General features: G+C 64.5%; 19 protein-coding genes. 4 read left to right on the top strand and 15 right to left on the bottom strand.

The annotated features are described in order from the left end of the window. Position 1: 1 nt before the first annotated feature. The 8 genes from CVM73_RS05170 to CVM73_RS05135 form a co-directional block, all read right to left on the bottom strand. Entirely contained in the window at positions 2 to 991 is a 990-nt protein-coding gene (locus CVM73_RS05170; RefSeq protein WP_100230933.1) for an acetamidase/formamidase family protein, read from the bottom strand. A gap of 33 nt (positions 992 to 1,024) precedes the next feature. Next, positions 1,025 to 1,753 carry an ABC transporter ATP-binding protein gene (locus CVM73_RS05165; protein WP_100230932.1) on the bottom strand — a complete coding sequence of 243 codons (729 nt, stop codon included), beginning with the start codon at positions 1,751 to 1,753 and terminating at the stop codon, positions 1,025 to 1,027. After that, positions 1,746 to 2,462 (bottom strand): ABC transporter ATP-binding protein, encoded by a 717-nt coding sequence (locus tag CVM73_RS05160; RefSeq protein WP_100230931.1) that lies wholly within the window; start codon positions 2,460 to 2,462, stop codon positions 1,746 to 1,748. Before CVM73_RS05160 ends, CVM73_RS05165 begins: the two co-directional genes overlap by 8 nt. Beyond that, complete coding sequence (locus CVM73_RS05155; protein WP_430641288.1) at positions 2,462 to 3,508, bottom strand: branched-chain amino acid ABC transporter permease; 1,047 nt, start codon at positions 3,506 to 3,508, stop codon at positions 2,462 to 2,464. Before CVM73_RS05155 ends, CVM73_RS05160 begins: the two co-directional genes overlap by 1 nt. Positions 3,509 to 3,541: 33 nt before the next feature. Next, complete coding sequence (locus CVM73_RS05150) at positions 3,542 to 4,414, bottom strand: ABC transporter permease subunit (protein ID WP_100230929.1); 873 nt, start codon at positions 4,412 to 4,414, stop codon at positions 3,542 to 3,544. A gap of 115 nt (positions 4,415 to 4,529) precedes the next feature. Then, complete coding sequence (locus tag CVM73_RS05145; RefSeq protein WP_100230928.1) at positions 4,530 to 5,783, bottom strand: urea ABC transporter substrate-binding protein; 1,254 nt, start codon at positions 5,781 to 5,783, stop codon at positions 4,530 to 4,532. A gap of 10 nt (positions 5,784 to 5,793) precedes the next feature. Beyond that, complete coding sequence (locus tag CVM73_RS05140; protein WP_100230927.1) at positions 5,794 to 6,459, bottom strand: ANTAR domain-containing response regulator; 666 nt, start codon at positions 6,457 to 6,459, stop codon at positions 5,794 to 5,796. Next, positions 6,456 to 7,616 (bottom strand): transporter substrate-binding domain-containing protein, encoded by a 1,161-nt coding sequence (locus CVM73_RS05135; RefSeq protein WP_100230926.1) that lies wholly within the window; start codon positions 7,614 to 7,616, stop codon positions 6,456 to 6,458. The genes CVM73_RS05140 and CVM73_RS05135 overlap by 4 nt, the downstream gene beginning before the upstream one ends. A 631-nt stretch (positions 7,617 to 8,247) precedes the next feature. On the opposite strand from CVM73_RS05135, the gene CVM73_RS05130 reads away from it, so the two are divergent. After that, positions 8,248 to 9,384 carry a GNAT family N-acetyltransferase gene (locus CVM73_RS05130; protein ID WP_100230925.1) on the top strand — a complete coding sequence of 379 codons (1,137 nt, stop codon included), beginning with the start codon at positions 8,248 to 8,250 and terminating at the stop codon, positions 9,382 to 9,384. Positions 9,385 to 9,412: 28 nt separating this feature from the next. Here CVM73_RS05130 and CVM73_RS05125 read toward each other — a convergent pair whose 3' ends face one another. Next, the gene (locus CVM73_RS05125) at positions 9,413 to 10,636 is read right to left on the bottom strand and encodes an FAD-dependent oxidoreductase (protein ID WP_100230924.1); all 1,224 of its coding nucleotides are present in this window, start codon (positions 10,634 to 10,636) and stop codon (positions 9,413 to 9,415) included. 440 nt (positions 10,637 to 11,076) lie between these two features. Here CVM73_RS05125 and CVM73_RS05120 point away from each other — a divergent pair, with 440 nt between their 5' ends. The 3 genes from CVM73_RS05120 (at position 11,077) to CVM73_RS05110 (ending at position 15,399) form a co-directional block, all read left to right on the top strand. Then, positions 11,077 to 12,423 (top strand): oligosaccharide flippase family protein, encoded by a 1,347-nt coding sequence (locus CVM73_RS05120; RefSeq protein WP_100231124.1) that lies wholly within the window; start codon positions 11,077 to 11,079, stop codon positions 12,421 to 12,423. Positions 12,424 to 12,658: 235 nt separating this feature from the next. Beyond that, positions 12,659 to 13,834, top strand: a complete 1,176-nt coding sequence (locus tag CVM73_RS05115; protein WP_100230923.1) for a glycosyltransferase family 4 protein — start codon at positions 12,659 to 12,661, stop codon at positions 13,832 to 13,834. A gap of 29 nt (positions 13,835 to 13,863) precedes the next feature. Beyond that, positions 13,864 to 15,399 (top strand): glucosamine inositolphosphorylceramide transferase family protein, encoded by a 1,536-nt coding sequence (locus tag CVM73_RS05110; RefSeq protein ID WP_100230922.1) that lies wholly within the window; start codon positions 13,864 to 13,866, stop codon positions 15,397 to 15,399. On the opposite strand, the gene mdlC is transcribed toward CVM73_RS05110, so the two are convergent. The 6 genes from mdlC to CVM73_RS05080 form a co-directional block, all read right to left on the bottom strand. Then, a complete protein-coding gene (gene mdlC, locus CVM73_RS05105) occupies positions 15,396 to 17,003 on the bottom strand; it encodes a benzoylformate decarboxylase (RefSeq protein ID WP_100230921.1) in 1,608 nt (535 codons plus the stop codon). The two genes, CVM73_RS05110 and mdlC, sit on opposite strands and share 4 nt — an antisense overlap. Before the next feature lie 33 nt (positions 17,004 to 17,036). Further along, positions 17,037 to 18,485: an aldehyde dehydrogenase gene (locus CVM73_RS05100; RefSeq protein WP_100230920.1), complete on the bottom strand. Its 1,449-nt coding sequence runs from the start codon at positions 18,483 to 18,485 to the stop codon at positions 17,037 to 17,039. Between the two features lie 29 nt (positions 18,486 to 18,514). Further along, positions 18,515 to 19,840, bottom strand: a complete 1,326-nt coding sequence (locus tag CVM73_RS05095; protein ID WP_100230919.1) for an MFS transporter — start codon at positions 19,838 to 19,840, stop codon at positions 18,515 to 18,517. Positions 19,841 to 19,916: 76 nt separating this feature from the next. Beyond that, positions 19,917 to 21,626 carry an FAD-dependent oxidoreductase gene (locus CVM73_RS05090; RefSeq protein ID WP_100230918.1) on the bottom strand — a complete coding sequence of 570 codons (1,710 nt, stop codon included), beginning with the start codon at positions 21,624 to 21,626 and terminating at the stop codon, positions 19,917 to 19,919. Between the two features lie 46 nt (positions 21,627 to 21,672). Beyond that, positions 21,673 to 22,140 (bottom strand): MarR family winged helix-turn-helix transcriptional regulator, encoded by a 468-nt coding sequence (locus tag CVM73_RS05085; protein WP_100230917.1) that lies wholly within the window; start codon positions 22,138 to 22,140, stop codon positions 21,673 to 21,675. A 164-nt stretch (positions 22,141 to 22,304) separates the two neighbouring features. Then, positions 22,305 to 23,252, bottom strand: a complete 948-nt coding sequence (locus CVM73_RS05080) for an ABC transporter substrate-binding protein (RefSeq protein WP_100230916.1) — start codon at positions 23,250 to 23,252, stop codon at positions 22,305 to 22,307. Positions 23,253 to 23,260: the final 8 nt, after the last annotated feature.

The following is a 23,260-nucleotide window of genomic DNA, read 5'->3' as shown; positions in this document are numbered from 1 at the left end:
CTCAGGCGAGATAGGACTTCTTGATGGAGGCGCCCAACGTGTATTTGGGATCGACCATGTTGCCCAGCCTGACGCGGCCGGCCTGGGTCAGCAGCATGTAGGCGTCGATCTCGTCGAAGCCGTAATCGGCCGCCATCCAGCGGCAGAGCTCGCGATAGGCGATGCGGGCCGCATCCTCCATCGGCCGGGCCGAGCCGATCGTCATGATGACGTCCTTCGTTTCCAGCCGCGGCCAGGCGATGGTCCAGTTCTTGATGAGGTCGACCTGCACCGTGGTCACGGTCGGATGCTCGATGGCGACGCCGCAGAGCTCGCCATCGCCCTGCGCGGCATGGCAATCGCCGAGATAGAGCAGCGCGCCCTTGGTGTTGACCGGCAGGTAGATGACGGCGCCGACGCCGACATCCGGCAGGTCCATGTTGCCGCCGTAATAGTCCGGAACGAGCGAGGAGATCGCCTCGATCTCCGGCGAGGTGCCGATGGTGCCGATGAAGGGCTCATAGGGCAGCGTGATCTTGTCGTTCCACTTGGTGCCGGTCTTGGCGTCGATCTCCAGCTTCTTGACGCGCTCGGGCAGCGCCGGATTGAGCAGCGCCGTGTTGCCCGTGCTGACCAGGCCACCAAACTCCGGCATGATCACCGTGGTGCCGCGCGGCTGCGGCCCGCGCGGCACGATGCTCTCGATATAGACCGCGAGCGTATCGCCCTTCTCGGCGCCATTGACGTGGATCGGCCCGTTCTGCGGATTGAGGAACGGGAAGTTGAGAATCTTCGACGGGCTGTCGGTCTCCTTCTTGATGGCGCCCTCGAACGCATCATGGGTCTCTGCGGAAACGACGGCGCCGGGATCGACGGTCAGCACCGGCTTCACATAGGGGCCATAGACATAGTGGTACTTGCCCTGCTCGCTCTCCGTGATGGTGTACGTCGTGCCGCGCTCGCCTTTGGCGAGGCCTTTGCGGGCCATGATGGAGTCTTTCTGCCAGGACATTTTCTTTTCTCCTTCTGTCGTTGGCGTGAGTCTTCAAACCGCGAGATGACGGCGCATCTCGGCCGCGTCGTCGAGTGCCGCGCGGTCGAGATTGGCGACGATGCGGCCCTTGTCCATGACGTAGCAGCGCTGCGCCATGGCTCGGATCATGTCGAGATTTTGCTCGACCAGGATGATGGTCACTCCGGTCCTGTGGTTGAGCTCGACCATGTTGCGCGCGATGTCCTGGACGATGTTGGGCTGAATGCCCTCCGAAGGCTCGTCGAGCAGGATCAGGTTGGGATCGGCGATCAGCACGCGTCCGATCGCGAGCTGCTGCTGCTGGCCGCCGGACATGGTGCCGGCGCGCTGATGCCAGCGCTCTCTAAGGATCGGAAAGGCCTCGACGATCCTGCGCCGGCCGGCTTCCGGAATGCCGCCGCCCTTGATCGCGGCGCCGACGGCGACGTTCTCGCCGACCGTTAGGCGCGGAAACACGTCGCGCCCCTGCGGCACATAGCCCATGCCGAGGCGCGCCCGCTTGTGCGCGGGAAGAGACTCCACCGCCTCGCCGCGATAGACGATCGAGCCGCTCATCGCCGGCACGAGCCCGATCAGGCTCTTCATTAGCGTGGACTTGCCAACGCCGTTGCGACCGATGACGGCGACGATCTCCCCTTCCCGTACCTCGATCTCGAGCCCCTGGAGCACGGGCTTACCGCCATAGCCGGCACGCAGGGCCAGGGTCGACAGGATCACTTCCTTGCGCGGCTGATCAAGCATGGGCCTGCCCCAGATAGATCGCCGCCACGCGTTCGTCGGCCACGATCTCGTCGATCGAGCCCTGCGCGAATACTTGGCCAAGATGCAGCACGGTGACGCGGTGCGCAACCTGCCGGACGAAGGCCATGTCGTGCTCGATCGCCAGCACCGTCATGCCGTCGGCATTGAGCCGCTGCACCATCTCGCCGGTCATGTGGGTTTCCTCGGGCGACATGCCTGCCGTGGGTTCGTCCAGCAGCAGCAGGCGCGGCTTCAAGCTGACCGCCATGCCGATCTCGAGCCATTGTTTCTGGCCATGGCTGAGATTGCCGGCGATCTGCGCCTGTTCGGACTCCAACCCGAGGAAGGCCAGAAGCCGCCCGATCTCCGCTTCGAGCTCCCTCCCGCGATGCCGGCTCTGCAGCGCGATCTCGAGATTCTGGCGGACCGACAGGCCCTTGAAGACGCCGGGCACCTGGAATTTGACCGAGAGGCCACGGTGGATCCGCGCAAAGGATTTCAGCGCCGTGATGTTCTCTCCGGCGAAGAGAATGTCGCCGCTGCCGGGATGATGCTCGCCTAGGATCAGGCGGAACAGCGTGCTCTTGCCGGCGCCGTTCGGGCCGATCAGGCAATGGATCTCGCCCGCGCGCAGCGTGAGGTCCACGGAGTTGGTGACGTGCAGTCCGCCGAAATGCTTGTTCAGCTTGCGCAATTCGAGCAGCGACATCAACCGGCCCTCTGCGTCAGGCGGGTGGCGATGCGGCCAAGCCAGTTCATCACCCCGAGCACGAGACCGTTGGGAGCGATCAGCACCGTGAGCACCAGCAGAACGCCCATGAAGACCAGCGCGTATTGGCTGCCGTAGATCGTCAGCGCCTGGAACGCGGCGAGCACCACCAGCGTGCCGATCACGGTCGATGTCAAATCGCTGCGGCCGCCGACTGCGACCCATATCAGCGGCAGTGCCGCGGCCGTCATGCCCATGCTCGACGGCGTGATGTACTGCCCCCAGACGGTGTAGAGCACGCCGGAGAGCCCTGCGAGCGCGGCGCCGATGACGAAGGTGATGAGCTGGTATTTGCGGATGTCGTAGCCCAGCATCTCCGCCCTTTCAGGATTCTCGCGGATCGCGACGATGACGTTGCCGAACGACGAATTCATCAGGATACGCAAGGCCAGATAGACGAAGACCAGAAGGCCGAGCACGAGGTAGTAGAGCCCGACATCGGCGAACAGCACGATGGGCTCGCCCGGCCAGGGGATGGTCAGCGGCGGCATCGCGCTCATGCCGTTGAAGCCGTTCAGCCGCGCAGTCCCGATATGCCATTCCGGCCCCGCGGTCTGTGCCATGAAGCGTTCCAGCATCAAGGTGACGGCGAGCGTGACGATGCCGAGGAAGACGCCGGCGATACGGCCGAAGAACATGAAGTAACCGAGCAGGACCGCGAACAGCGCGGCGATCGCCACCGCCGCGACCAGCGCCACCAGCGTGAAGCCGTAGGCCGAGCCGAAATTGATGGTGAGGATGCCGTAGCCGTAGCCCGCAATCCCGAAAAAGGCGGTCTGGCCGAAGGAAAGCGAGCCGCCATAGCCCCAGATCAGGCACAGGCTGAGCGCGATGAACACCCAGACGAAGAAATAGACGGTGTTACCGACCGTGTAGCCGTCGCTGAACAGCGGATAAGCGAGTGCGACGGCGAGCACGAGTGCGAACAGGCCCCAGAAGGCCGGACCACGACCAGCGGTCTGCGGCCCTTCGAGACGGCGAAACATTGCGAGAAGACCGGTCACGACGCCATCACTCCGTCAGGTGCGCTCGCGCAGCACGAAGCCGGAGATGCCTTTCGGCAGCACCCGGACCACGATGATGACGGCGACCAGCAGGCCGATCTGACCGAACAGCTGCCCCTGCCAGGACGTCATCGCCGACTTCACCACCGCAAGCACGGTGCCGGCCGGCGCGGTGCCGAGGAAGACGTCGGCGCCGCCGATCACGACGGTGACGAAGGCCTCCATGATGAAGGTCGCCCCCATGGTCGGCACCAGCGTCATGGTCGGCGCGTAGAGACCGCCGGCAAGGCCGGCGAGCCCTGCCCCGCAAGCGAAAGTGAGGCTGTAGATCAGGCGGGTGTCGACGCCGAGCGCCGCCGCCATGTGCGGCACTTGAATGGTCGCGCGCGCCAGCACGCCGAACCGCGTCCAGTTGAACAGCGCATAGAGCGCGGCGAGCACGCCGAGGGCGGCGCAAAACAGCACGATGCGGTAGATCGAATAGGAGTAATCGCCGACCTGGAAGCTGCCGAACGGCGTGCCGACGCCGGCCATGGTCGAGCCGACCATGATCAGCGTGCCCTGCGTCGCGATCAGGCTGAGTCCCCAGGTCGCGACGATGGTGTCGAGCGGCCGGTCGTAGAGATGACGGATCACCGCGAGCTCGACCACGACGCCGACCAGCGCCGACACGAGGGTGCCGGCCAAAATTCCCAGCGGCAGCGGCAGGCCGGCATGCACGGTCGCAGCGGTGACGTAGGCGCCGCACATGATGAATTCGCCATGGGCGAGATTGATCACGCCCATCATGCCGAAGATCACCGCAAGCCCGCAGGCCGAGAGCACCAGGAACGCGAAGGCATCGCCGAATTGGTAGAGCGCCGAGAAGACGTGGGTCGCAATGTCCATGAATCAACCAGGATGTGGGAGGATGCGGCCTCGCCGCCGCGGGCAATCGGTGATCGCCCCGGCGCACCGGCAACGCCGGAGGCGTGCCGGAAGCCCCGGAGCGATCGGCCGCCGGTCAGGGTTTCGGCGGCGGATTCGACGGCGTGTACTGGGCCATCGGATCCTTCTTGGTGAGATCGCAGCCGGCCTCACCCAGCCAGTACGGCTTGATGTCCTCCCAGACCTTTGGGAAGGAGATCGAGTGATCGGCGCCGACCTTGGCGAGATAGATCGTGTGCGACATGTGCTGGCTCTTGGGATCGATGCAGACCTTGCCCTCCGGCGCGTCCATGCAGACGTCGCCCAGCGCGATCACCTTTCGGATCTCCTCGCGCTTGGTCGATTTCGCGCGCTCCACCATCTGCTTGTAGAGATAGACCGCGAGATACGAGTTCTCCGCCTCCTGGTTCACATAGGGCTCGCTCGGGAACTTGGCCTTGAACTTGGCGTAGAACTCCTTGCTCTTGGGCGAGTCGATCTCCTCGATGTAGTTGGTGGTGACGAACATATCCTTCAGGCTCGGCGGCTTGAAGCGCTTGTGCTCGTAGCCCTGCCCGACGTTGACCGAGGACGCCATCGGCAAGTTGACGTTTGCGGAGGCCGCCTGCTCGTAATAGGAGGCCTGCGCGGTGCCGACCAGCAGCGTGACCACGAAGTCGGGCTTGGCCTTCTGGATATTTTGGATGCTCTGGGAGAACTGCGACACACCGAGCGGGATGAACTCCTCGCCGGCCATCTTGCCGCCGTTCTCCTTGACGATCTTGCGCACCCACTCCGCCGAGATCTGGCCGAAATTGTAGTCGGCGGCGAGCGTGTAGACGTTCTTGCCGTACTTCTCCATCATGTAGGGGATGAGCGTGGAGAACTGCTGCTCGGGCACGGCGCCGGTCACGATCATGTGGCCGTCGCAGACGCCGCCTTCATACTGGTTGTTGTAGAAGGCGAAGCCGTTGAACTGGTCGACGATCGGGCGATATGCCTCGCGCGAGGCCGAGGAGAAGCCCGCAAATACGACGTCGACCTTGTCGCGCTGGAGCACGCGCCGCATGAACTCCTGATAGCGGGTGTTGTCGGACTGGGTGTCGTAAGCGACCAGCTCCAGCGGCCGGCCCATGATGCCGCCGGCCTTGTTGATCTCGTCGGCGGCGAGCTGGATGGCGTGGACCTTGCCGATCGTCGCCGCGGCGAAGTCGCCGGACTGATCCTCCAGCACGCCGAGCTTGATGGGGTTTTCCGCCGCGAGCGCCGGGTGCGACCCGAGGGATGATCCGAGGACAAGCGTCCCCGTGAGGGCTGCGGCGCGCAGCCCCCGCAATACAGACTTGCTCATTTTGCTTCTCCTAGATGGCCTGCTTCTTGCCGCCTTGCAGCGTGATGCCGGTCGTGCGGCCGGACGTATCGGGCGGCTTCGCCCGCCTGCTTAGAAACTCCTCGCAATAGAGTTCCATGTTCTGCCGCGCGTGCATGCTGTCGCGACGGAGCTGGGAATAGGCACCTTCCTCGTCGAGGCCGTCCTGCTGCATCAGCAGGATGACGGCCCGGATCACCGCGCGGCGGCCGCGGCGGCGCTCCTCGAGGTCCTGCAGGCGCTCGTACATTTCGGCGCGCAGCAGGAACTGGTTGATGCCCATGAACAGAGAGGTGTAGACCGCGCCGCCATGCACCGGCTTGCGCAGGAACGAAGTGGCGCCGAGATTGACCAGCGCCTTCAGCCGGCTCGGCGCCTCGACGCCGACGAGACCGATCACCGGCACCGGAGGCAGCCGCGAGGCTGGGTTGACCTCGATCGCGACCGCGCCTTCGAGATCGCCGTCGACGAACAGGATGTCGCGATCGGCCTGGAGACACGCAACATCGATCTGTGCACGACCGTCGATGATTTCCGGATATTCCGTGGAAACGCCGAGCTTGGCCAGTGTCGTTTCGAGGGTGCTTTCCCAGCCTCCTCGCCTGGTGACGACGATGGCACGGCCGCCCTTGAAATTCTGCAGCAGTCGAGAGCTCATGATTGCACCACCTTCAAAAGCGGAGAGCGCATTGCGCTGGCAAAGCGCGGCGACGACTGAACGAGATAGGGATCCGGCGCGATCGGCTCGCGGGATTCCAGCAGCACTTCGAACTGGCCGCTGCCGGTCGACCGGCCGATCCGAGGCGTGAGCCAGGCGTGGAAAGTTTGGCGGTCAATGCGGACCTCGCCTTGCGGCGCGTGCAGTCGCTGGTCTGCCACGGCGGCGCGTACCGTGCGGGCGTCGTCGGTGCCGGCCTGCGACAAGGCTGCTCCGAGCAGCTTGACGGCGATGTAAGACGCTTCGGCGTCTGCCGACGAGACAGGTCCGTCCGGAAAGGACGTGGTGTAGGCGCGAATGAAGGCGCCGTTTTCCGCAGAGGTCAGCGAAGAAAAATAGACGCTTGACGATAGATGTCCATCGATCGCATCCGGGCCGATCTCCGGCAATTCCGGTTCCGACAGCGTACAGCTCGCGACCGGGATTTCTCCAGCCTGATCGATGCCGCGCGCGCGGCAGGCGGCCCGAAACGCCCGGAAGAAGGCATAAGCGCTGGTGCCGATTAAATTGTTGAACACGAAGTCGGGGCGCTGGTCGATGATTGCCGCGATTACCTGGTCGACCTCGGTATCGCCGACCGAGAGGTAACGTTCGGCGAGCACGGTGCCGCCGCGCGCAGTCAATGCCTCTCGGAAGATGCGATTGTTTTCCCAGGCCCAGATGTAGTTGGAGCCGACGCAGAAGGCGCGCGAACCAAGGCGGGATGCCAGGTAGTCGACGAGTGGCAGCACATGCTGGTTCGGCGCGGCGCCGGTATAGATGACGTTATCGGAACTCTCGAATCCCTCGTAGTGAGACGGATACCACAGCAGTCCGTCGAGCTTCTCGAAGCACGGGATCACCTCCTTGCGGCTCGATGAGGTGTAGCAGCCGACCACATGGCGGATGCCGGATCCGAGAAGCTCGAGGCTGAGCGAACGATAGCGCGCGAGGTCACCGGACGGATCGACGACGACCGGCTCCAGCGCAATGTCGCCACCACTCGCGTTGATCTCGCGAAAGGCGAGCAGCGCCCCGTTCAGCATCGAACGCGCGACAACGCTATAGGACCCCGTCGTCGAGAGCATTACGCCGATCCGATATTTCGTCCGCGCCATCACTCGTCCCAAAATAAAAAAGGCGCCCATCGGCCGTTAAGCCGAGGGCGCCCTCGCCGCCAACCGAGCACGCAAAACCCGCGTGATGTTGGAAATGGTTGAAGCTCGCTGCGTTGACGGGCTGAACTGCCCAACGCTCGCGTAGCACGGTCGTTGAGATCGGTTACGAAGTCAAGCGCGTTATTGCAGCGAAAGCTGCCGCGATTCGTATCGTGTTGCAGCAAAACTGTGCAGCCGAGCGCGGCACCGCCGCGATGCAGCGGAGACATCAGGGCACGCCGGATGTCCTGTTTTCAGGCCTGGCGCGTGAACCTGGCGATGGACCAAACCAAGCCGATGCATTGGCACTTCCCAACACGAACGACAGGCGTCGCTGCTGGCTGTCGGATTCGTCGGAGAGTGAATTCCAGCCGACAGAGCGTCATCTGGCATCAAGCAGGCCCGGCACGATCTCATCCTCAGTCTCAGGTTCATGCGCCGCCGGCATTTAAGAATTTGGTAACGATACGCACATGGTTGAACGCATTAATGCAAATCGCACGCTGCCGGTGTCCGACCCGTAACGACCTTGCTATAAGCGCAGCTACGGCTCGATCGACGCTCGCGAATGACCTGGTTTCCCCGATTGCTCATGAACAAGCTTAGCAACACGTTCGACATCGTCATCGAGCAGTCGTTCGACTTTCTGTCTCCGGAATATGCAGAGCTGTTTGATCGCTCGGCTGCCACTGCTTTCCAGCATCCGATCTGGCTGCATAGCCTCTACACCAGGCTCGCGCCGGAAGCGGTTGCAACAGCTCTGGTCGTCGTGGTCCGCTACCGCGCGTCGGGGGCCCTTGCGATGGTGCTGCCCCTGCTCCGGATCCGGCGTGGTCCGATACGAACCGTCGAGTTCGCCGACCTTCGCGTTTCCGACTATCTGGCGCCGGTTTGTAGTCCAGAGGTGTTTTCGCAACTGCTCGACGACGCCGCTGCATGCGCGCAGATAAGGCGTCTTGTCCGCCCGTTCGATCTGCTCCGAATGGCCAAGCTGCCTGACGCCCGCCTTCCGATCGAAAACCTTCTGGCCACGTCCCGCCGCGTATCGATGGACACCAATGCCTACGCCACGGTTCTCGTTGCACCGTTCGAGCAATGGCAGGCTCGCGCGATGGATCGCTCCTATCAGAAGGAGCTCGCAAAGAAATATCGTCAGCTCCAGAAGAAAGGCGCGCTGAGCTTCTCATGCTGCGGCGACAGCGCCTCCGTGCTCGATGCGATGGACGTCATGAGGAAGTTTCGCGGCCCACGCTTTCACGCACAGGGCGACGGGGATCTGCTGCAGCGCCCCGAATACTACGGCTTCTATTCCGACGTCGCCCTTCGTGGCCTGGGCTCCTTTGTCCGCCTCTATGCCATGAAGATGGACGGCGAAGTGATTGCCGCCGTGCTCGGGCTGTGTCATCGGGGCAGCTTCCTCATCATCATGAGCGCCTTCGACATCGCCGGTTACAAGAGCCAGTCCCTCGGCGCGCTGACGTTCGAGCAAGTGGCGCGGGATTGTATCCAGCGCGGAGATCAGATGCTCGATTTCACGATCGGCGACGAGCCATACAAGAAATTGTTCGGCGGGCAGCCTTCGCCGATGTGGGAGGTCACGCAGGTCGGCAGCACCATCGGCGCCATCGCCCTCTTCGCGCTGAAGCAGGCGCCTTGGCTCAAGCTGGCGGCCAAGCGGCTATCGGATTTGAGGCTCCAGCCCGCCCGCCCCCCAACTCCCACGCGCTGACCGACGCCAGGCGCAGGGGCGCAGAACCTCAAGCGCGCAAGGCGCCGCGGACACGCCCGAGCCAGCCCGGATGCATCTGATCGACGCGATGTGCCAGACTGCGCCGCAGGAAATGCAACCGTCGCCGAACGTCCCAGCCGATATCGTTGCGGGATGTCAGCGCCTGGCGGAACCGCGCCATCTTCAGCGACTGCTGGTCCGCCGCGATCTTGTCGCGGTCGGAATAGAACTGCGAGATCTTCTCTCGGCCCATGCCTGCGGTCATGAGCCACCGCGGCACGTATTCGGTGCAAAGACGGTCGACGTCCATCAGCAGGCGGGCGACGCCCGTGCCGGCGGCGGGACAATTGGTCTGGAACGCATCGCCGATGAGCACGACGCCGGGCTGGAGATGTCCCTCGACGACGGTCAGATCCATCACCCAATTCTGGACCCGGTCGGTCACGCGGAAATCGCCGAGGTAGGATTGCAGTCCCGGCAGCAGGCGCAAAACGGTTGCTTCCGGTTCGCGACGCAACTCGCGCATGATCGGATCGGTCGGATCGCGGAACATGAAGAGATTGGCCCGCATGCCGGCACGAACGGGAAACAGGCTGAGATAGTCGATGCCATCGGCCGTACGTTCGCCGTAGCAGGTCAACGCCTCGAAATCGAACGGGCTACGGTCCTTGCGAGCGATCGTGAAGCCGAACGAAACCGAATGGCGCTCGGCCAGCACGCGCCGCCTGATGCCGAGCTTGTAACCCAGGACTCCCGCCATGCCCGTGGCGAGGACAACGAGGCGAGCCGTCACGCGCCGTCCGGAGGCCAGCTCGAGATGCTGGACGTCGTCGCTGTTGCTGATCGCTGTGACCTCGTCGACGATCAGGCTGGATGGATCGGGTATCTGGCTGCGCGCCATGGCGACGAGATCGGCATAGGGAAATCCGTAAGCCTGGCCGACGCTGACATCGACCACTTTGCCCTCCCGGATATTGAGCACCCGATCATATCGGCAAGCGACACCGTCGAGCGCGCTGAGGAAGTCCAGCTTGCGGAGCAACTCCAGCTGATGGCCGCCGATCTTTTCGACCCGGAACTCGTCCGGATAGACCGCCCGCTTGTCGACGAGAGCAACGCGATGCCCTGCCCGCGCCAGCACGGCCGCCGCAAGCGATCCCGCAAGGCCGCCGCCGACAATAGCGATGTCCGAGACGATCGTTGCGGTCTCGCCCCCATCGATCGGTTCGGTCACGGTTCTATCCGTCGTCATGGCTCCTGCTCCCAGGTTAACGGCGCTTCCAGTGCAATTCTCTCGCCTGATGTCGCATCGCAGGGCCAGGTGCGAACATTTCCGAAGATTGAGGTTAACGACCGGAAGCGCCGGGCCCGCCGCCGCCATCGCGGCACGCGTCTTGCTCGGGATGCTCTGCAAATTCCGGATTCCGACGTCTCGGCGGCCGATCCCCGCGAGCCATTCCGCACTCAAACGGCTGATCTCGCCTTCTTCGGTCGTCGATGCGGCGCTATGCCGTCAGTCGCGCGAGCCGGATTTGCACTGTTTGGGACAATGGGGACGGCGATGTTCCAGAGTGAAGCAACCTGCGTAACCGCGATATCGTCGCGACCGGCAAGATCTTGCAAGCCGTCCATTAACACTCACGATTTTTCGGCATGCTAGGCTGGCGCCGGTATCGGAACATGTCCCCCTCCATGATCGACTCCATCCTCCAGTTCATGCGGCGCGATGTCACGCGCGGTGTTGTCGGGACCATCCTCCTCAAGGTTGGCAGCGGCGTGCTGGCGTTTGCATTGTTCTCGCTGGCGGCACGGACGATGTCGCCTGATGGCTTCGGCATCTTTGCGACCTGGCTTTCGGTGGCCCAGATCGCAGCCGTCGTGGGACTGGTCGGCCAGGAATCCCTGCTGGTGCGATTCCTGAACGAGTATCAGGTCGGCGAAAGGCCGGACCTTACCAAAGGCGTCCTCCTATCAAGCTTGAAGATCGCCTCGGTCGCAATGCTGATCGTGATCGGCGGGATCGCCGTCGCGGCGAGCGTGAGAGGCGACTGGTGGCTGCTGATCCTTGCGGTGTCAGCCTACACGGCCGTCAATGCCGGAGTGATGCTCGGAAGCCAGATCGCACGCTCGCTGGTCAGCATTCTCATGGGCGAAGGAAATCGCGAGTTCTTCTGGCGGGTCATCGTCGTTCTGTTCCTGCTCACCATGCTGCTCGGGCATCGGCAACTCGATCCCGCCGAGTTGTTCGCGGTGATGACAATGGCCATGTCGGCGGGCCTGGTTGCACAGATCGTTTCGATCGCGCGAGTGCTGCCGGATTTGCGCGGTACGCCGGCGCGCTCCGAGACGGCCCGCTGGCGATCGAGCGCCCTTCACTTCTGGCTCGCATCCATCCTTGAAGTCGCCAACCAGTATTTCGACGTCATTCTGGTCTACTGGATGCTGGATCCGGCGACTGCAGGAATCTACTTTGCCGCCTCGCGCCTCGCCAACATCTTCGCCATGCTGTCCGCAGCGCTGTACACGTTCGGCGCGCGCCGGCTTCCTTCGCTGTACTTCAGCAAGAACCAAAAGGAGTTCGAGCGGACTTTGCAGTTGATGGCGGAAGTGACCGCGCTTTGCGTCATCGCCGGTCTCGCCACGATCTGGATCGGCGGCCCCTATCTTCTCAACCTGTTCGGACCTCATTTCACCGCGCAGCACTCGGTCTTGATCGTGCTCGCAATCGGAACGGCCATCCAGGCGGCAGGCGGCCCGTCTGCTGCGATCCTGCAGCTGACCGGTCATGAACGAATCTATGTCCCCGTCGTTGCCGCCAACGTCGCGCTGCGGCTCGCGGGATTTCTCGTTCTCATTCCCTGGCTCGGCGTGCTCGGCGCGGCGATCTCGGCGACCGTGTCGCTCGCGCTCGCAACCATTGCCCTGAACGTCCTCTGCCGCCGGCGAACCGGGGTGGATCCTTCCGTTCTCGTGCTCTTGCGCTTCTCTGCATCGAGGCGCGGCACCTATGCAGTCCGCAGTGCGGACTCGCGTGACTAGGTGTCATCGCGCCGTCGCTCGGGTCCGCAGTCACGCGCCCGCAGCGCGCAAGGCCGATTGGTTAACGCGCCCGCTGTGCGCCATCCGGGAACCAGCGGAAATGCTGCGCGAACGACGTCGTAGCCATAGCCTCGCATTAACTCCGTTTGTTGCTAGTCGGTGTCCACGCGATGCCCGCATGATAGGTACGGAGTTAAGAAGGTGAAGATTTCGTTTCTTTAGCGGGTCGGGATCCGTGCTCCACTATCAGCCGAACAAGGACTTGGGCAAGACGAGCGCGACGGCACCCGCGCGGCTGGACAGCGGCGGGCCGAAGCTGCACGTGCTTCTTGCCCAAACCCAGGCCGAGAACGCCGGCGCGCAAGAGATCTCCCGGCTTCTCGGCGCCGGGCTGACCGCTCGCGGCTACCGGGTCACCAATCTATTCTTCTTCCGCAAATCGGACTCCTTCGATGAGCCGCCCGATACGCTCTACTGCGCGCCGAGCCGGCCGGGCAATCCGGGGGCGCTGCTGCGGATGCTGTGGACGCTCGGCCGCCATATCCGGACCACCAGGCCCGACGCCGTCCTGACATTCCAGCATTTCGGCAATGTCATCGGCGCTGGCGTCACGCGCCTCGTCAGCCGTGCACCGGTCGTCGCAAATCAGGTCTCATCCGCGCTGTCGATGAGCTGGCCGATCCGCTCCGCCGACATCGCCATGGGCAGCCTCGGCTTCTTTGACTGCATCACGCTCAATTCGCAGGACATGCAGCGCGAATATTCGCGCTACCCCGCGGCCTACCGGTCGCGCATGGTGCATGTGCCGCACGGCTTCGACGACAAGGCCCTCACCCTGTCGAAGGAGGCTGCACGACATCAATTCAATCTGCCGCCGGATCGCATATTGCTTGGCTGCGCAGCAAGGCTGCATCCGCACAAGCGGCTCGATTTGGCGATACGTCTGCTGCCGGATCAACCGTCCTGGCACCTTGCGCTCGCCGGCCAGGGAGCCGACGAGACCCGGCTGAGGCAGCTCGCGCATGACTTGAACGTCTCGGACCGACTACATTTGCTCGGGGAAATCGCCCCCAGCCGGATGGCGGCGTTCCTGGCCTGTCTGGACGTGTTCGTATTTCCGACACAAGCCGAAACCTTCGGTTTGGCTGCGGTGGAGGCCGCGAACGCCGGGGTTCCCTCCGTCGTGACCGATCTTCCCGTCCTGCGCGAAGTGTTGTCCTACGAAGGAAGACCGACTGCACTCTTCGTCGACGCCTCCGATCATGCAAAGCTCTCCGCAGCCGTCTCCAAGATGCTGACGGACAAACCGCTGAGCGACGAGCTGCGACAAAATGCCAAGGGCCTGAGATTGCGCTATTCGGTAGATGCCATGGTGGAGGAATACGTTCGAATTCTCAACCAGGTCATTTGACCTGATACGTTGAAATAGATTGGCTCGACATGATCATCGAGTTTCGCTGTGAACGCGAGTATGCGCGGCAGTGGATGGGCCGCGAGACGCTGACGATCGACGGCCGGGACGTTCCGGTTCAAATCGTATGGGTGCCAACGGCGGAGCCGCGGCCCGCGGGTCTCGACGCCCTGTTCGAGCTCGAACGCGTGGTGTTGCACAAGGGCAAACATAGCGGCGCCGGCAAGCTGAGCATCATTCCGGAACGGACGCAGGTTCGTACCGAGACGGCCGACGTGATCGTCGATTTTACGAGCGCCGCGCGGGATCCGAACTGCTCTGCCCGGCTGTATCTTCGGCCGCTGTTCAACGGAATTGCGGGCGAGAATGCCGCGCTCGCCGCCATTCTCGCCGGCGACCTGCCCGTGATCGACATCGTTAACGAGATCGACGGTTCAATCCTCGACCGCGGCCATCCATCCGGAGAAATTGCCGCGGGCCTCAGCGGCGCGTTCGAAACGGTCATGGCGCGGACGCTGACCATGATGGCAGCGATCCTGTCGGGAAGGCCGCGCATCGTGCCGCAGCTGGCGCGCCCCGCTGGAAGTGGCCCGCGCCGCGGACCCGCTGGCTACGTCGCGCGAGGCCTCGCCGTATCGATCGCGAAGGAGATCTATCGCCTCTGCTGCTATGCCCCGCATTGGCATGTCGGATGGCGCTTCAATGACGGCGCCGGCGTCTGGCAGACCGGAGATCTGTCGGGTCCAAGCTGGAACGTTCTGGGAGATCCTGGAAACCACTTCTACGCCGATCCCTTTCCCATCACGTGGCAGGGACGGACATTCGTCTTCTTCGAGGATCTCGATCACCGTATCGAAAAAGGCATCATTTCGGCGATCGAGTTCAACGACACGGGGCCGATCGGCGAGGTGATACCGGTGCTGGAGGAGCCCTGGCACCTCTCCTATCCGTTTCTGATCGAGGACGGTGGCGAGCTGTGGATGATCCCGGAGAGCTCGATCCGCGGGGACGTCGCCCTCTACAAATGCATTCGGTTTCCGGACAAATGGGAGCGATACGCAACGCTCCTTTCCGGCCTCGAGCTGGCCGACGTCACGATCACGCGGCACAACGGCCTGCATTATCTGTTTGGCGCCTGGCGCGACGGAACGGGTGGCTATTCGGATTCGCTGGCGATCTATTACGCCGATCGCCTCTTGGGGCCCTGGCTGCCCCACGCCAGCAATCCGGTCTTGATCGACCGCGCCAGCACGCGGCCGGCGGGGAATTTCGTCACCCTCGATGACAAATTGTGGCGACCGGTCCAGGACTGTACCGACGGATACGGCGCAGCGCTCGCCCTGGCGGAGGTGGTCGAACTGTCGCCCACGGCGTTCAAGCAGATCGTCCGCCACTCCTTGAAGCCGGGACCGGCATGGCCTGGCAGGAAGCTGCATACCTTGAACCGCTGCGGCCGGCTCGAGGTGATCGACGGATCGCGTGTCCAACCCAAGACCAGTGCCTTCGCGAGCAGAATTCCAGCAGCCGTGTTGCCCGCACGAACCAATCCCTCCACCGCCCGCTAGCGCGGGTGACTGAAGAGATCCGTCGTGGCGTCGTCGACCGCGATGTCGACCAGCGCGGGACCGCGTGAGGCCAACGCTTCGCTCAAGATGCGGTCGACATCACCGACATCGCTCACGCGCCACCCCACGCAACCCATTCCCCTGGCGAGCGCCACGAAATCGAGCCCGGGCAGGTCGATTCCGGGCGGGCGATGTGCCTGCATGAGCCGGCTGAAAGCACGCATCGCGCCATAGCCCGAATTGTTCATGATCACGAAGGTGATCGGCAGAGCGCGTTGCGCGGCGGTCCAGATCGCCTGAACGCAATACATCGCCGACCCGTCGCCGATCAGGGCGACGATGCGGCGGCCGGGCCGCGCCAATGCCACGCCGACCGAGGCCGGCAGGCTGTAACCAAGCCCGCCGCTCGCCATGGTGTAGAAACTGTCCGCGCCCGGCCGCGGCAGGAAGCGTTGGATGGCGGGACGATGCGACGGCGCCTCCTCGACCACGATCGCGTCGCGCGGCATCAGCGCGGACAGCCGGCTCAGCGCATAGGCCGGCGGAATCGGATTTTGTGCAGCAGGCGAGGCAGGCTGCGCCCGCGCGGCGGGCACCTCGCGCTCCGCGGCGTCCGGCAGCGCCGAAGACAGCGCAGCGAGCGCCTTGGGGAGCGTGCTGATGATGGTGTCACCGACGGCCGCGGAGGCGGCCTCGGTCGGATCGTCGGTGATCTGCCAGACCGGCGGTCCGTCATCGAGCAATTCGCATGGCCCTTCGACATGGAAGGTGAACACTGGCGCGCCGATCACAACGATCAGATCGGCGCCACGCAGGGCGCCGGCCAACCCTTCCGGCGCTGCCGGAAGGAAGCCCGCGAATTGCGGATGCAATTCCGGAAAGCTCGAGCGGCTCGACATCGGACTTGCCCACACGGCCGCCCTCGCCTGCTCGGCGACCGCGACCATCGCCTCGACACAGCCATTGCGATCGATCTCGGGCCCGACGACAAAGACAGGTCTGTTGGCCGCTGCAATCGCTGCGCCGAGCCGGACGATCGCCGCCGGATCGGGCGCAAACTCCGTTGCAATGTGGCGGACCGGCGGCGCGACTGCCGGCCGTGCCCAATCATCCGATGGCACCGACACGAATGTCGGGCCGCGCGGATGCTGCATGGCGGTGAGGAAGGCCTGCGCGATGGCCGCCGGGACATCCTCGGGCCGCGCGGGTTGCGCGCTCCATTTCACATAAGGCTTTGGAAATTGCTCGGCATCCTCGGCAAAGAGATAAGGCCGCATCCTGAGCAGGCTGCGCGCCTGCTGCCCCGCAGTCACGACCATCGGCGTCTTGTTGCGGAATGCGGTGTAGAGATTGCCGAGCGCGTGGCCGAGCCCGGCCGCCGAGTGCAGGTTGACGAAGGCGGGCCGGCCCGTCGCCTGCGCATAACCATCGGCCATGCCGACGACGCAGCCTTCCTGCAAGCCGAGCACGTAGTCGATGTCGTCAGGCCAGTCGCCGAGAAACGCAAGCTCGGTCGAGCCTGGGTTGCCGAAGACGCGATCGACGCCGAAGGAGCGAAGCACACCGAGGGTCGCTTCCCGAACCGAGAGAACTTTCGCATTCATGAACTGACGTCCTGGTAGGCTTCGCTTGCCGGCTTAGAACGGATAGTGCTGCGGCTGCGTCTCGATGGTGATCCAGCGCAGATCGGTGAACTCGGCGATCCCGGCCTGCCCGCCGAACCGGCCGTAGCCCGATCCTTTCACGCCGCCGAAGGGCATCTGCGCTTCGTCGTGCACGGTCGGTCCGTTGACGTGACAGATGCCGCTTTCGATACGCTGGGCCACCGTCAGCGCCCGCGCGACGTCGCGGCCGAACACAGCGGCCGAGAGGCCGTATTCGGTGTCGTTCGCGAGCCGCACGGCCTCGTCCACGCCACGTGCGCGGATCACCGAGACGACGGGGCCAAAGCTCTCCTCGGCGTAGATGCGCATGCCGGGCGCGACACGGTCGAGCACGGTTGCCGGAACGACCGTACCGGCGCGGTCTCCCCCTGCGAGCTTGACCGCGCCCTTGCCGATGGCGTCGTCGATCAGCGCGATGACATGCTTGGCCGGCGCTTCGTCGATCATCGAGCCGACCACCACCGGGCCTGAGCGCGGGTCACCGGCCGGAAGCGCGCTCGCCTTCTTCGCGAGCTTCTCGACGAAGGACGCGGCCACCGCCTCGTCGACGATCACCCGCTCGGTCGACATGCAGACCTGGCCCTGGTTGATGAAGGCGCCGAACGCCACCGCCGCGACGGCAGCATCGAGGTCGGCATCGTCGAGCACGACCAGCGGTGCCTTGCCGCCGAGCTCGAGCAGCACCGGCTTGAGGTGGCGTCCGGCGAGCTCGGCGATGACGCGGCCGACGCGGGTCGAGCCGGTGAAGTTGATCCGCCGCACCGCAGGATTGGCGATGAGGCGTTCGACCAATGCGGGGGCATCGGCCGGCGCATTGGTGACGACGTTCACGACGCCGGGCGGGAAGCCGGCATCCCTGAACACCTCGCCGACGAGCCGATGTGTTCCCGGGCAGATCTCGGACGCCTTGAGCACGACGGTGTTGCCGCAAGCGAGCGGCGTCGCCACGGCGCGGACGCCGAGAATGATCGGGGCATTCCACGGCGCGATGCCGAGGCACACGCCGGCCGGTTGGCGAACGGACATCGCAATGCATCCCGGCTTGTCCGACGGGATCACCTCGCCGGCGATCTGCGTCGTCAGCGATGCCGCCTCGCGCAGCATGCCGGATGCGAGCTTGACGTTGAAGGCCGACCAGACCTCTGTCGTGCCGATCTCGGTCATCATGATCTTGATGAAGGCGTCGCGCTTGGCATCGAGCGTATCAGCCGCTTTCAGCAGCAGCGCACGCCGCGCGTTCGGGCCGAGCGCCGACCATGCGGGAAACGCCGCGGCAGCCGCCGCCACCGCGGCATCGGCGTCGGACACCGTTGCGGCGACCGCGCGACTTGCGACCTCCTGCGAGAGCGGATTGCGCCGCTCGAACACCTTGCCGCTGGAAGCGGCCCGGTCCTGCCCGTTGATGAGAAGACTGACGTCCATGAGAACCTCCCTGATGTTTGTGGCTTGGCTCAGCCGAGCAGCCGCGACTTGCTGGTTTCGTGCGCGAAGCCGAGCGCGATCATCGCCGCGAGCGCGAGCGCGACGTAGTATCCGGTGATCGCGTAAGTGGAGCCCGTCTGCGCAAACAGGCTGGTGGCGACGAGCGGCGCGATGCCGCCGCCGAGCACCGTCCCGAGCTGCTTGCCGATCGACACACCGGTGAAGCGGATGCGGGTCGGAAACAGCTCCGGGAAATAGCTTCCTTCCGTGCTGAACATCAGCGGATGGATGATGCCCGCGGCGAGGATCACCGCGCCCGTCACCAGCAGCGTGTCGCGGCTCGCGACCACGCCGTAGAATGCAAACATCGAGGCTGCTGCGAGCATGACGCCGGCCAGGAACAGGCGCTTCCGCCCGATCCGGTCGGACCAGGCGCCGATCAGGGGCATGGCCACCAGCCCGACGAGATTGGCGAACAGCACGGCCTGCGTGATCACGTCCTTCTGGACCCCGAGCTGGCGCGTCGCGAAGGAGATGGTGAAGATGGCCGTCAGGTAGAAGTAGGACGTCTGCGCCATCTCGGCGAAGAACACGATGAGAATCGGCCGCCAATGTCCCCTGATCGCCTCGACGGCCGGCACCGTTTCGGACTCTCCCGCATTGCGGAACGTCGCGCTCTCCTCGATGCGCCAGCGCATGTAGACCCCGAGCGCCACCAGCACTGCGCTGATCAGGAATGGAACGCGCCACCCCCATGACAAAAGGTCCGCCTCCGGTAGTCGCGAGATCGCGAGCGCCGCAAACGAGGCGAGCACGACGCCGACGGGGCCCGCAGCCTGGATCACCGCGGCCGAGAAGCCACGCCGGTGGCCGGGCGCCGTCTCGATCGCCATGAGGATCGCCGCGGTCGACTCGCCGCCGAGCGCAAAGCCCTGGAGGAAGCGCAGCACGACGAGCGCGATGGTCGCGGCCACGCCGGCACTGGCGTAGGTCGGCAACAATCCGATCGACATGGTCGCGAGCCCCATCAGGAGCAGCGTGGACAACAGTACGGATCTTCGGCCCACGCGATCGCCGAAATGGCCGAACACGAGCCCGCCGAGCGGGCGTGCCAGAAATCCGACGGCGAACGTCGCAAACACCGCAATGCTCGCTGTGAGCTGGTCGAATTTCGGAAAGAACAGCTGATCAAACACCAACGGCGCGATCAGGCCATAGATGAAGAAGTCGTACCATTCGATCGCGGTGCCGATGGTGCCGGCGATCAGAATGCGCCGACGGCTGCTCGCGGTCTGCTCGGCAGGGGCGACGGTAACAGCATGATCGCCGTAGTCCTCGAATGCTCTTGTGGTCACGGTTTCTCCTCCGGTGTCATTGTCGTCTTGTTGTTATTGGCCGCGCCGCCGCACTGAGTGCGGCGGCGGAAATCGTTCAGCTTGCCAGACGCGCGCCGTCGCTCGCGCCGTGTCCGAGCGCGCGGGCAAGGACGCGTCCGATCGTCCCGGCCTGGGGCGCGCTGCCGCGCCAGGCCACGATCTGGTCGGGGCGTATCAAGGCGAGGTCTGCCTCATAGAGGTCGCGCAAGGATGCCGGTAGCGTGACGAGCTTCACGTCGACGCCGAGCTTGTGGACGGCATCGGTGACCGCCGCGCGAGCCGACGCCACCTCGCTGAACTGAAGCAACGTCCATTCGAATCCGAACAGGTCGTACAGGGACACGCCGTCGTCCAGCCACGCATGCGGTGCGCGGCCGCCGGGAGAGGCACTCGGGATGTAGACGTTCGCAGCATCCGGCGGCGGCTGGCTGCCATCGGAGACGATGATCGGCGAGCCGTCGTAGCGCCCGCCAAAGGTGACGCCGGGGATGTTGAACTCGGCACGGGCATGCTGATCAAGGTAGATGCCCGCGATCCGCCGCGCCTCGTGGCCCTCGTCCGTGGCGTCCTCGATCTCCGGCGCGGGCGCGAACAGACCGAGGGAGTCGGCAAAGCGCCGCGCATAATCGGTGTTGCGGAGCGCCACCGGACGCCGCTCGACCTCGTAGCTGTCGAGCAGTGCCGCCGGGCTCGTGCCCTTGACGACGCTTGCGAGCTTCCAGCCGAGATTGACCGCATCCTCGATCGCAGTGTTGTAGCCGAGCCCGCCGGTCGGCGTGAACAGGTGCGCCGCATCGCCGCCGAGGAACACCCTGCCCCGCTGCATGCCGTTCGCCACCAGCGCGTGACCGGCGGTCCAGGTCAGGAACGACAACACCTCGCAATCGATCTGCGCGCCGCAGGCGCGCTGGAATGCAGCTTTGGCCTCGTTGACCGTGATCGCACTCTCGTCTTCGCCCGGCCTAAGCTGCGTGTGGAACGCGAATTCGTCGCGTCCGTTCACCGATGCCATGAAAGCGCGGCGGTCGCCGTTGAAGCAATTGTACATCCACGCCTTGGCGTGCGGGACGCTGGCGTAGAACTCAGGTGAACGAAGATAGACCGCCAGCATGCGGCCGCCCATGAAGTCACGCTGCGTTCCCGTCTCGCCGCCGTAGTTGATCCCCAGCGATTGGCGAACCATCGAGCGCGGCCCGTCAGCGCCGACCAGGAAGTCGGCCCGGACCTGAAAGCAGCTGCCATCGTCGAGGCGTTCGATCTCGCCAACGACGCCGTCATCGCTTTCGGTGTAGCCGATCAGCCGGTGACCGTAGTTGAGCTTGATTCCGGCGAGCCGTTCGGCGTGACGGCGCAGCACGGCCTCCACATATTTCTGCGAGACCCGATGCGGCAGCTCCGCCGCGCTCCAGGAGCCCGACATGCCCCTAATCAGTTCGCCCGCGCGCGACGATGACGGCAATGCAAAGCGCGCCAGCTCGTAAGCGGTATAGCGCGTGAAATAGGCAACGTCGGTTGGGTAGTCTGCCGGCAGACCTTCCCGCCTGATCTCGTCCGCAAATCCCAGCCGCCGATAGTGCTCCATCGAGCGCGCCTGCGTCGCATTGGCTTGCGGATTGAATGCCGTGCCCGGCTTTTCATCGACCAGGATCGCGGACACGCCGCGCCGGCCGAGCTCGTTGGCCAGCATCAGCCCGCAGGGCCCCCCGCCCACGATGAGCACGGCGGCCGTCAGACGTGTTTCCAAGACGCTTCTCCCTACCAGCATTATCTTGCATGGTAAGGTTGCCTGACGATATCGTCAAGTCACCTGACTAATTGGTGTTATCGAGCGTGTCGAACTTCGCGCCATAGACCGCGAGCCCCTTCAGGATCGCGTCCATCGTCGTCTTGCCGAGCTCCGCGCGCATCTCCTGCTCGGCGATGTCGACGGCATCGCGGAACGCATCCAGCCATTTTCGCCCGGCCGGGGTGAACATGACGATGCGCGCGCGCCGGTCGGTCGGATCGGCGATGCGGTCGACGAGACCGAGCTCGGCGCATTGATCGACCAGCTCGCCCATCGCCTGCTTGCTCATGGACGCCCGGCGGGCGAGCTCGGTGAGCCGCGTCCCCTCCACGTCGAGATTGCGGGTCAGACTGACATGGGCAATGCGCGTCTCGTCGTGCCCCTTTTCGCTCATCAATTCGAGCACGCGGCCTTCGAAGCGCCGCACGGCGTTGTTGAGCAGGCGGCCGATATTGGCATGCCGCCACGCGGTGCCGGATGTCCTGGATTTCACGAGATTTGCTTTCCGAGTCGACCGATCGAGATCGTGCGAGGCTAGCACAACGGGCAGCCCGCCGCGCTCGAACGGCCGATCAGCGCACCTGCGTTGGCGGCGGGCGGCGTCGATCAAAACGCCGCCTGTCGTCTCGTGTTTCGCGCGCCCTGGCGGACCGCGACTTACTGGGAGCGATCCGAGGTCCAGCCCTTGTACTCGGCGACGTTGTCCCTGGTCACGAGCTTGGACGGCAGGAGCTCGACGGTCGAGGCCGGCTTCTGGCCGTTGAGAATGCCGACACCGACCTGCACGGCCCGCCGCGCCATGAAGAACGGGTCCTGCGACGCCGAGGCCTGGATCTGCGGCGACTGCGGATCTTTCAGCGCGGCCTCGATATCAGGCGCGCCGTCGACCGCTGTGATCACGATGCCGCTGCGGCTCTGCTGGCGCGCCGCAAGGTCGGTGCCGATCGCCTGCGGATCGTTGATGGCGAAGATGGCGTCGATCTTGGGGAAGCGGGTCAGATAGCCCTGCGCGACGGTGAGACCGCCTTCGCGCGAGCCCTTGCCGTCCTGGTCGCTGGACAACACCTTGATGCCGGCATTTTTCGCGAACACGTTCTTGCAGCCGACGACGCGATCGATCACGGCGGAGACCTGCGGCCCGTTCTCGATGATGACGTCACCCTTGCCGCCCAGCTTGTCGACGATGTACTGGCAGGAGATCTCGCCGGCCTGCACGTTGTTCGTGGTCACGGTGGCGTCGGCGCCTTCGGCCGCGGTGTCGACGGCGACGACGACGATGCCCGCGCCTTGCGCCTTCTTGATCGCCGGCCCGATCGCCTTGGGATCGCCGGGGTTGAGCAGGATCAGGTCGACGCCGGCGGCAATGAAGTTGTCGATCTGGGTAACCTGCTTGCCCAGATCGTATTCGAAACCGACCGCCGTGATCTTCACGTTGGGGTTGGTCTTCTTGGCCTCGAACTCGGCCCCCTTCGAGAGCGCAACGAAGAACGGGTTACCCATCGATCCCAGCGAGACGCCGATCGACTTGAGCTCCTTGGCAAAGGATGGCGCGGTGCTTAAGGCAAGCGCCATCGCGGCGCCGGCGAGCATGATCGTCTTCAACATTGGCTTCC

The organism is Bradyrhizobium forestalis, from assembly GCF_002795245.1.
GTDB classification, from domain to species: domain Bacteria; phylum Pseudomonadota; class Alphaproteobacteria; order Rhizobiales; family Xanthobacteraceae; genus Bradyrhizobium; species Bradyrhizobium forestalis.
The sequence above is the reverse complement of the archived record's forward strand: the minus strand, read 5'-3'. Positions and strand labels throughout refer to the sequence as shown.

Excerpts from the sequence above, each read along its gene's own strand:
- CVM73_RS05165 (WP_100230932.1), bottom strand. The coding sequence starts at position 1,753 with ATGCTTGATCAGCCGCGCAAGGAAGTGATCCTGTCGACCCTGGCCCTG.
- CVM73_RS05110 (WP_100230922.1), top strand. The coding sequence starts at position 13,864 with ATGATCATCGAGTTTCGCTGTGAACGCGAGTATGCGCGGCAGTGGATG.
- mdlC (WP_100230921.1), bottom strand. The coding sequence starts at position 17,003 with ATGAATGCGAAAGTTCTCTCGGTTCGGGAAGCGACCCTCGGTGTGCTT.
- CVM73_RS05090 (WP_100230918.1), bottom strand. The coding sequence starts at position 21,626 with ATGCTGGTAGGGAGAAGCGTCTTGGAAACACGTCTGACGGCCGCCGTG.
- CVM73_RS05130 (WP_100230925.1), top strand. The coding sequence starts at position 8,248 with ATGAACAAGCTTAGCAACACGTTCGACATCGTCATCGAGCAGTCGTTC.
- CVM73_RS05160 (WP_100230931.1), bottom strand. The coding sequence starts at position 2,462 with ATGTCGCTGCTCGAATTGCGCAAGCTGAACAAGCATTTCGGCGGACTG.
- CVM73_RS05145 (WP_100230928.1), bottom strand. The coding sequence starts at position 5,783 with ATGAGCAAGTCTGTATTGCGGGGGCTGCGCGCCGCAGCCCTCACGGGG.
- CVM73_RS05155 (WP_430641288.1), bottom strand. The coding sequence starts at position 3,508 with ATGTTTCGCCGTCTCGAAGGGCCGCAGACCGCTGGTCGTGGTCCGGCC.
- CVM73_RS05140 (WP_100230927.1), bottom strand. The coding sequence starts at position 6,459 with ATGAGCTCTCGACTGCTGCAGAATTTCAAGGGCGGCCGTGCCATCGTC.
- CVM73_RS05120 (WP_100231124.1), top strand. The coding sequence starts at position 11,077 with ATGATCGACTCCATCCTCCAGTTCATGCGGCGCGATGTCACGCGCGGT.
- CVM73_RS05170 (WP_100230933.1), bottom strand. The coding sequence starts at position 991 with ATGTCCTGGCAGAAAGACTCCATCATGGCCCGCAAAGGCCTCGCCAAA.
- CVM73_RS05135 (WP_100230926.1), bottom strand. The coding sequence starts at position 7,616 with ATGGCGCGGACGAAATATCGGATCGGCGTAATGCTCTCGACGACGGGG.
- CVM73_RS05125 (WP_100230924.1), bottom strand. The coding sequence starts at position 10,636 with ATGACGACGGATAGAACCGTGACCGAACCGATCGATGGGGGCGAGACC.
- CVM73_RS05100 (WP_100230920.1), bottom strand. The coding sequence starts at position 18,485 with ATGGACGTCAGTCTTCTCATCAACGGGCAGGACCGGGCCGCTTCCAGC.
- CVM73_RS05080 (WP_100230916.1), bottom strand. The coding sequence starts at position 23,252 with ATGTTGAAGACGATCATGCTCGCCGGCGCCGCGATGGCGCTTGCCTTA.
- CVM73_RS05150 (WP_100230929.1), bottom strand. The coding sequence starts at position 4,414 with ATGGACATTGCGACCCACGTCTTCTCGGCGCTCTACCAATTCGGCGAT.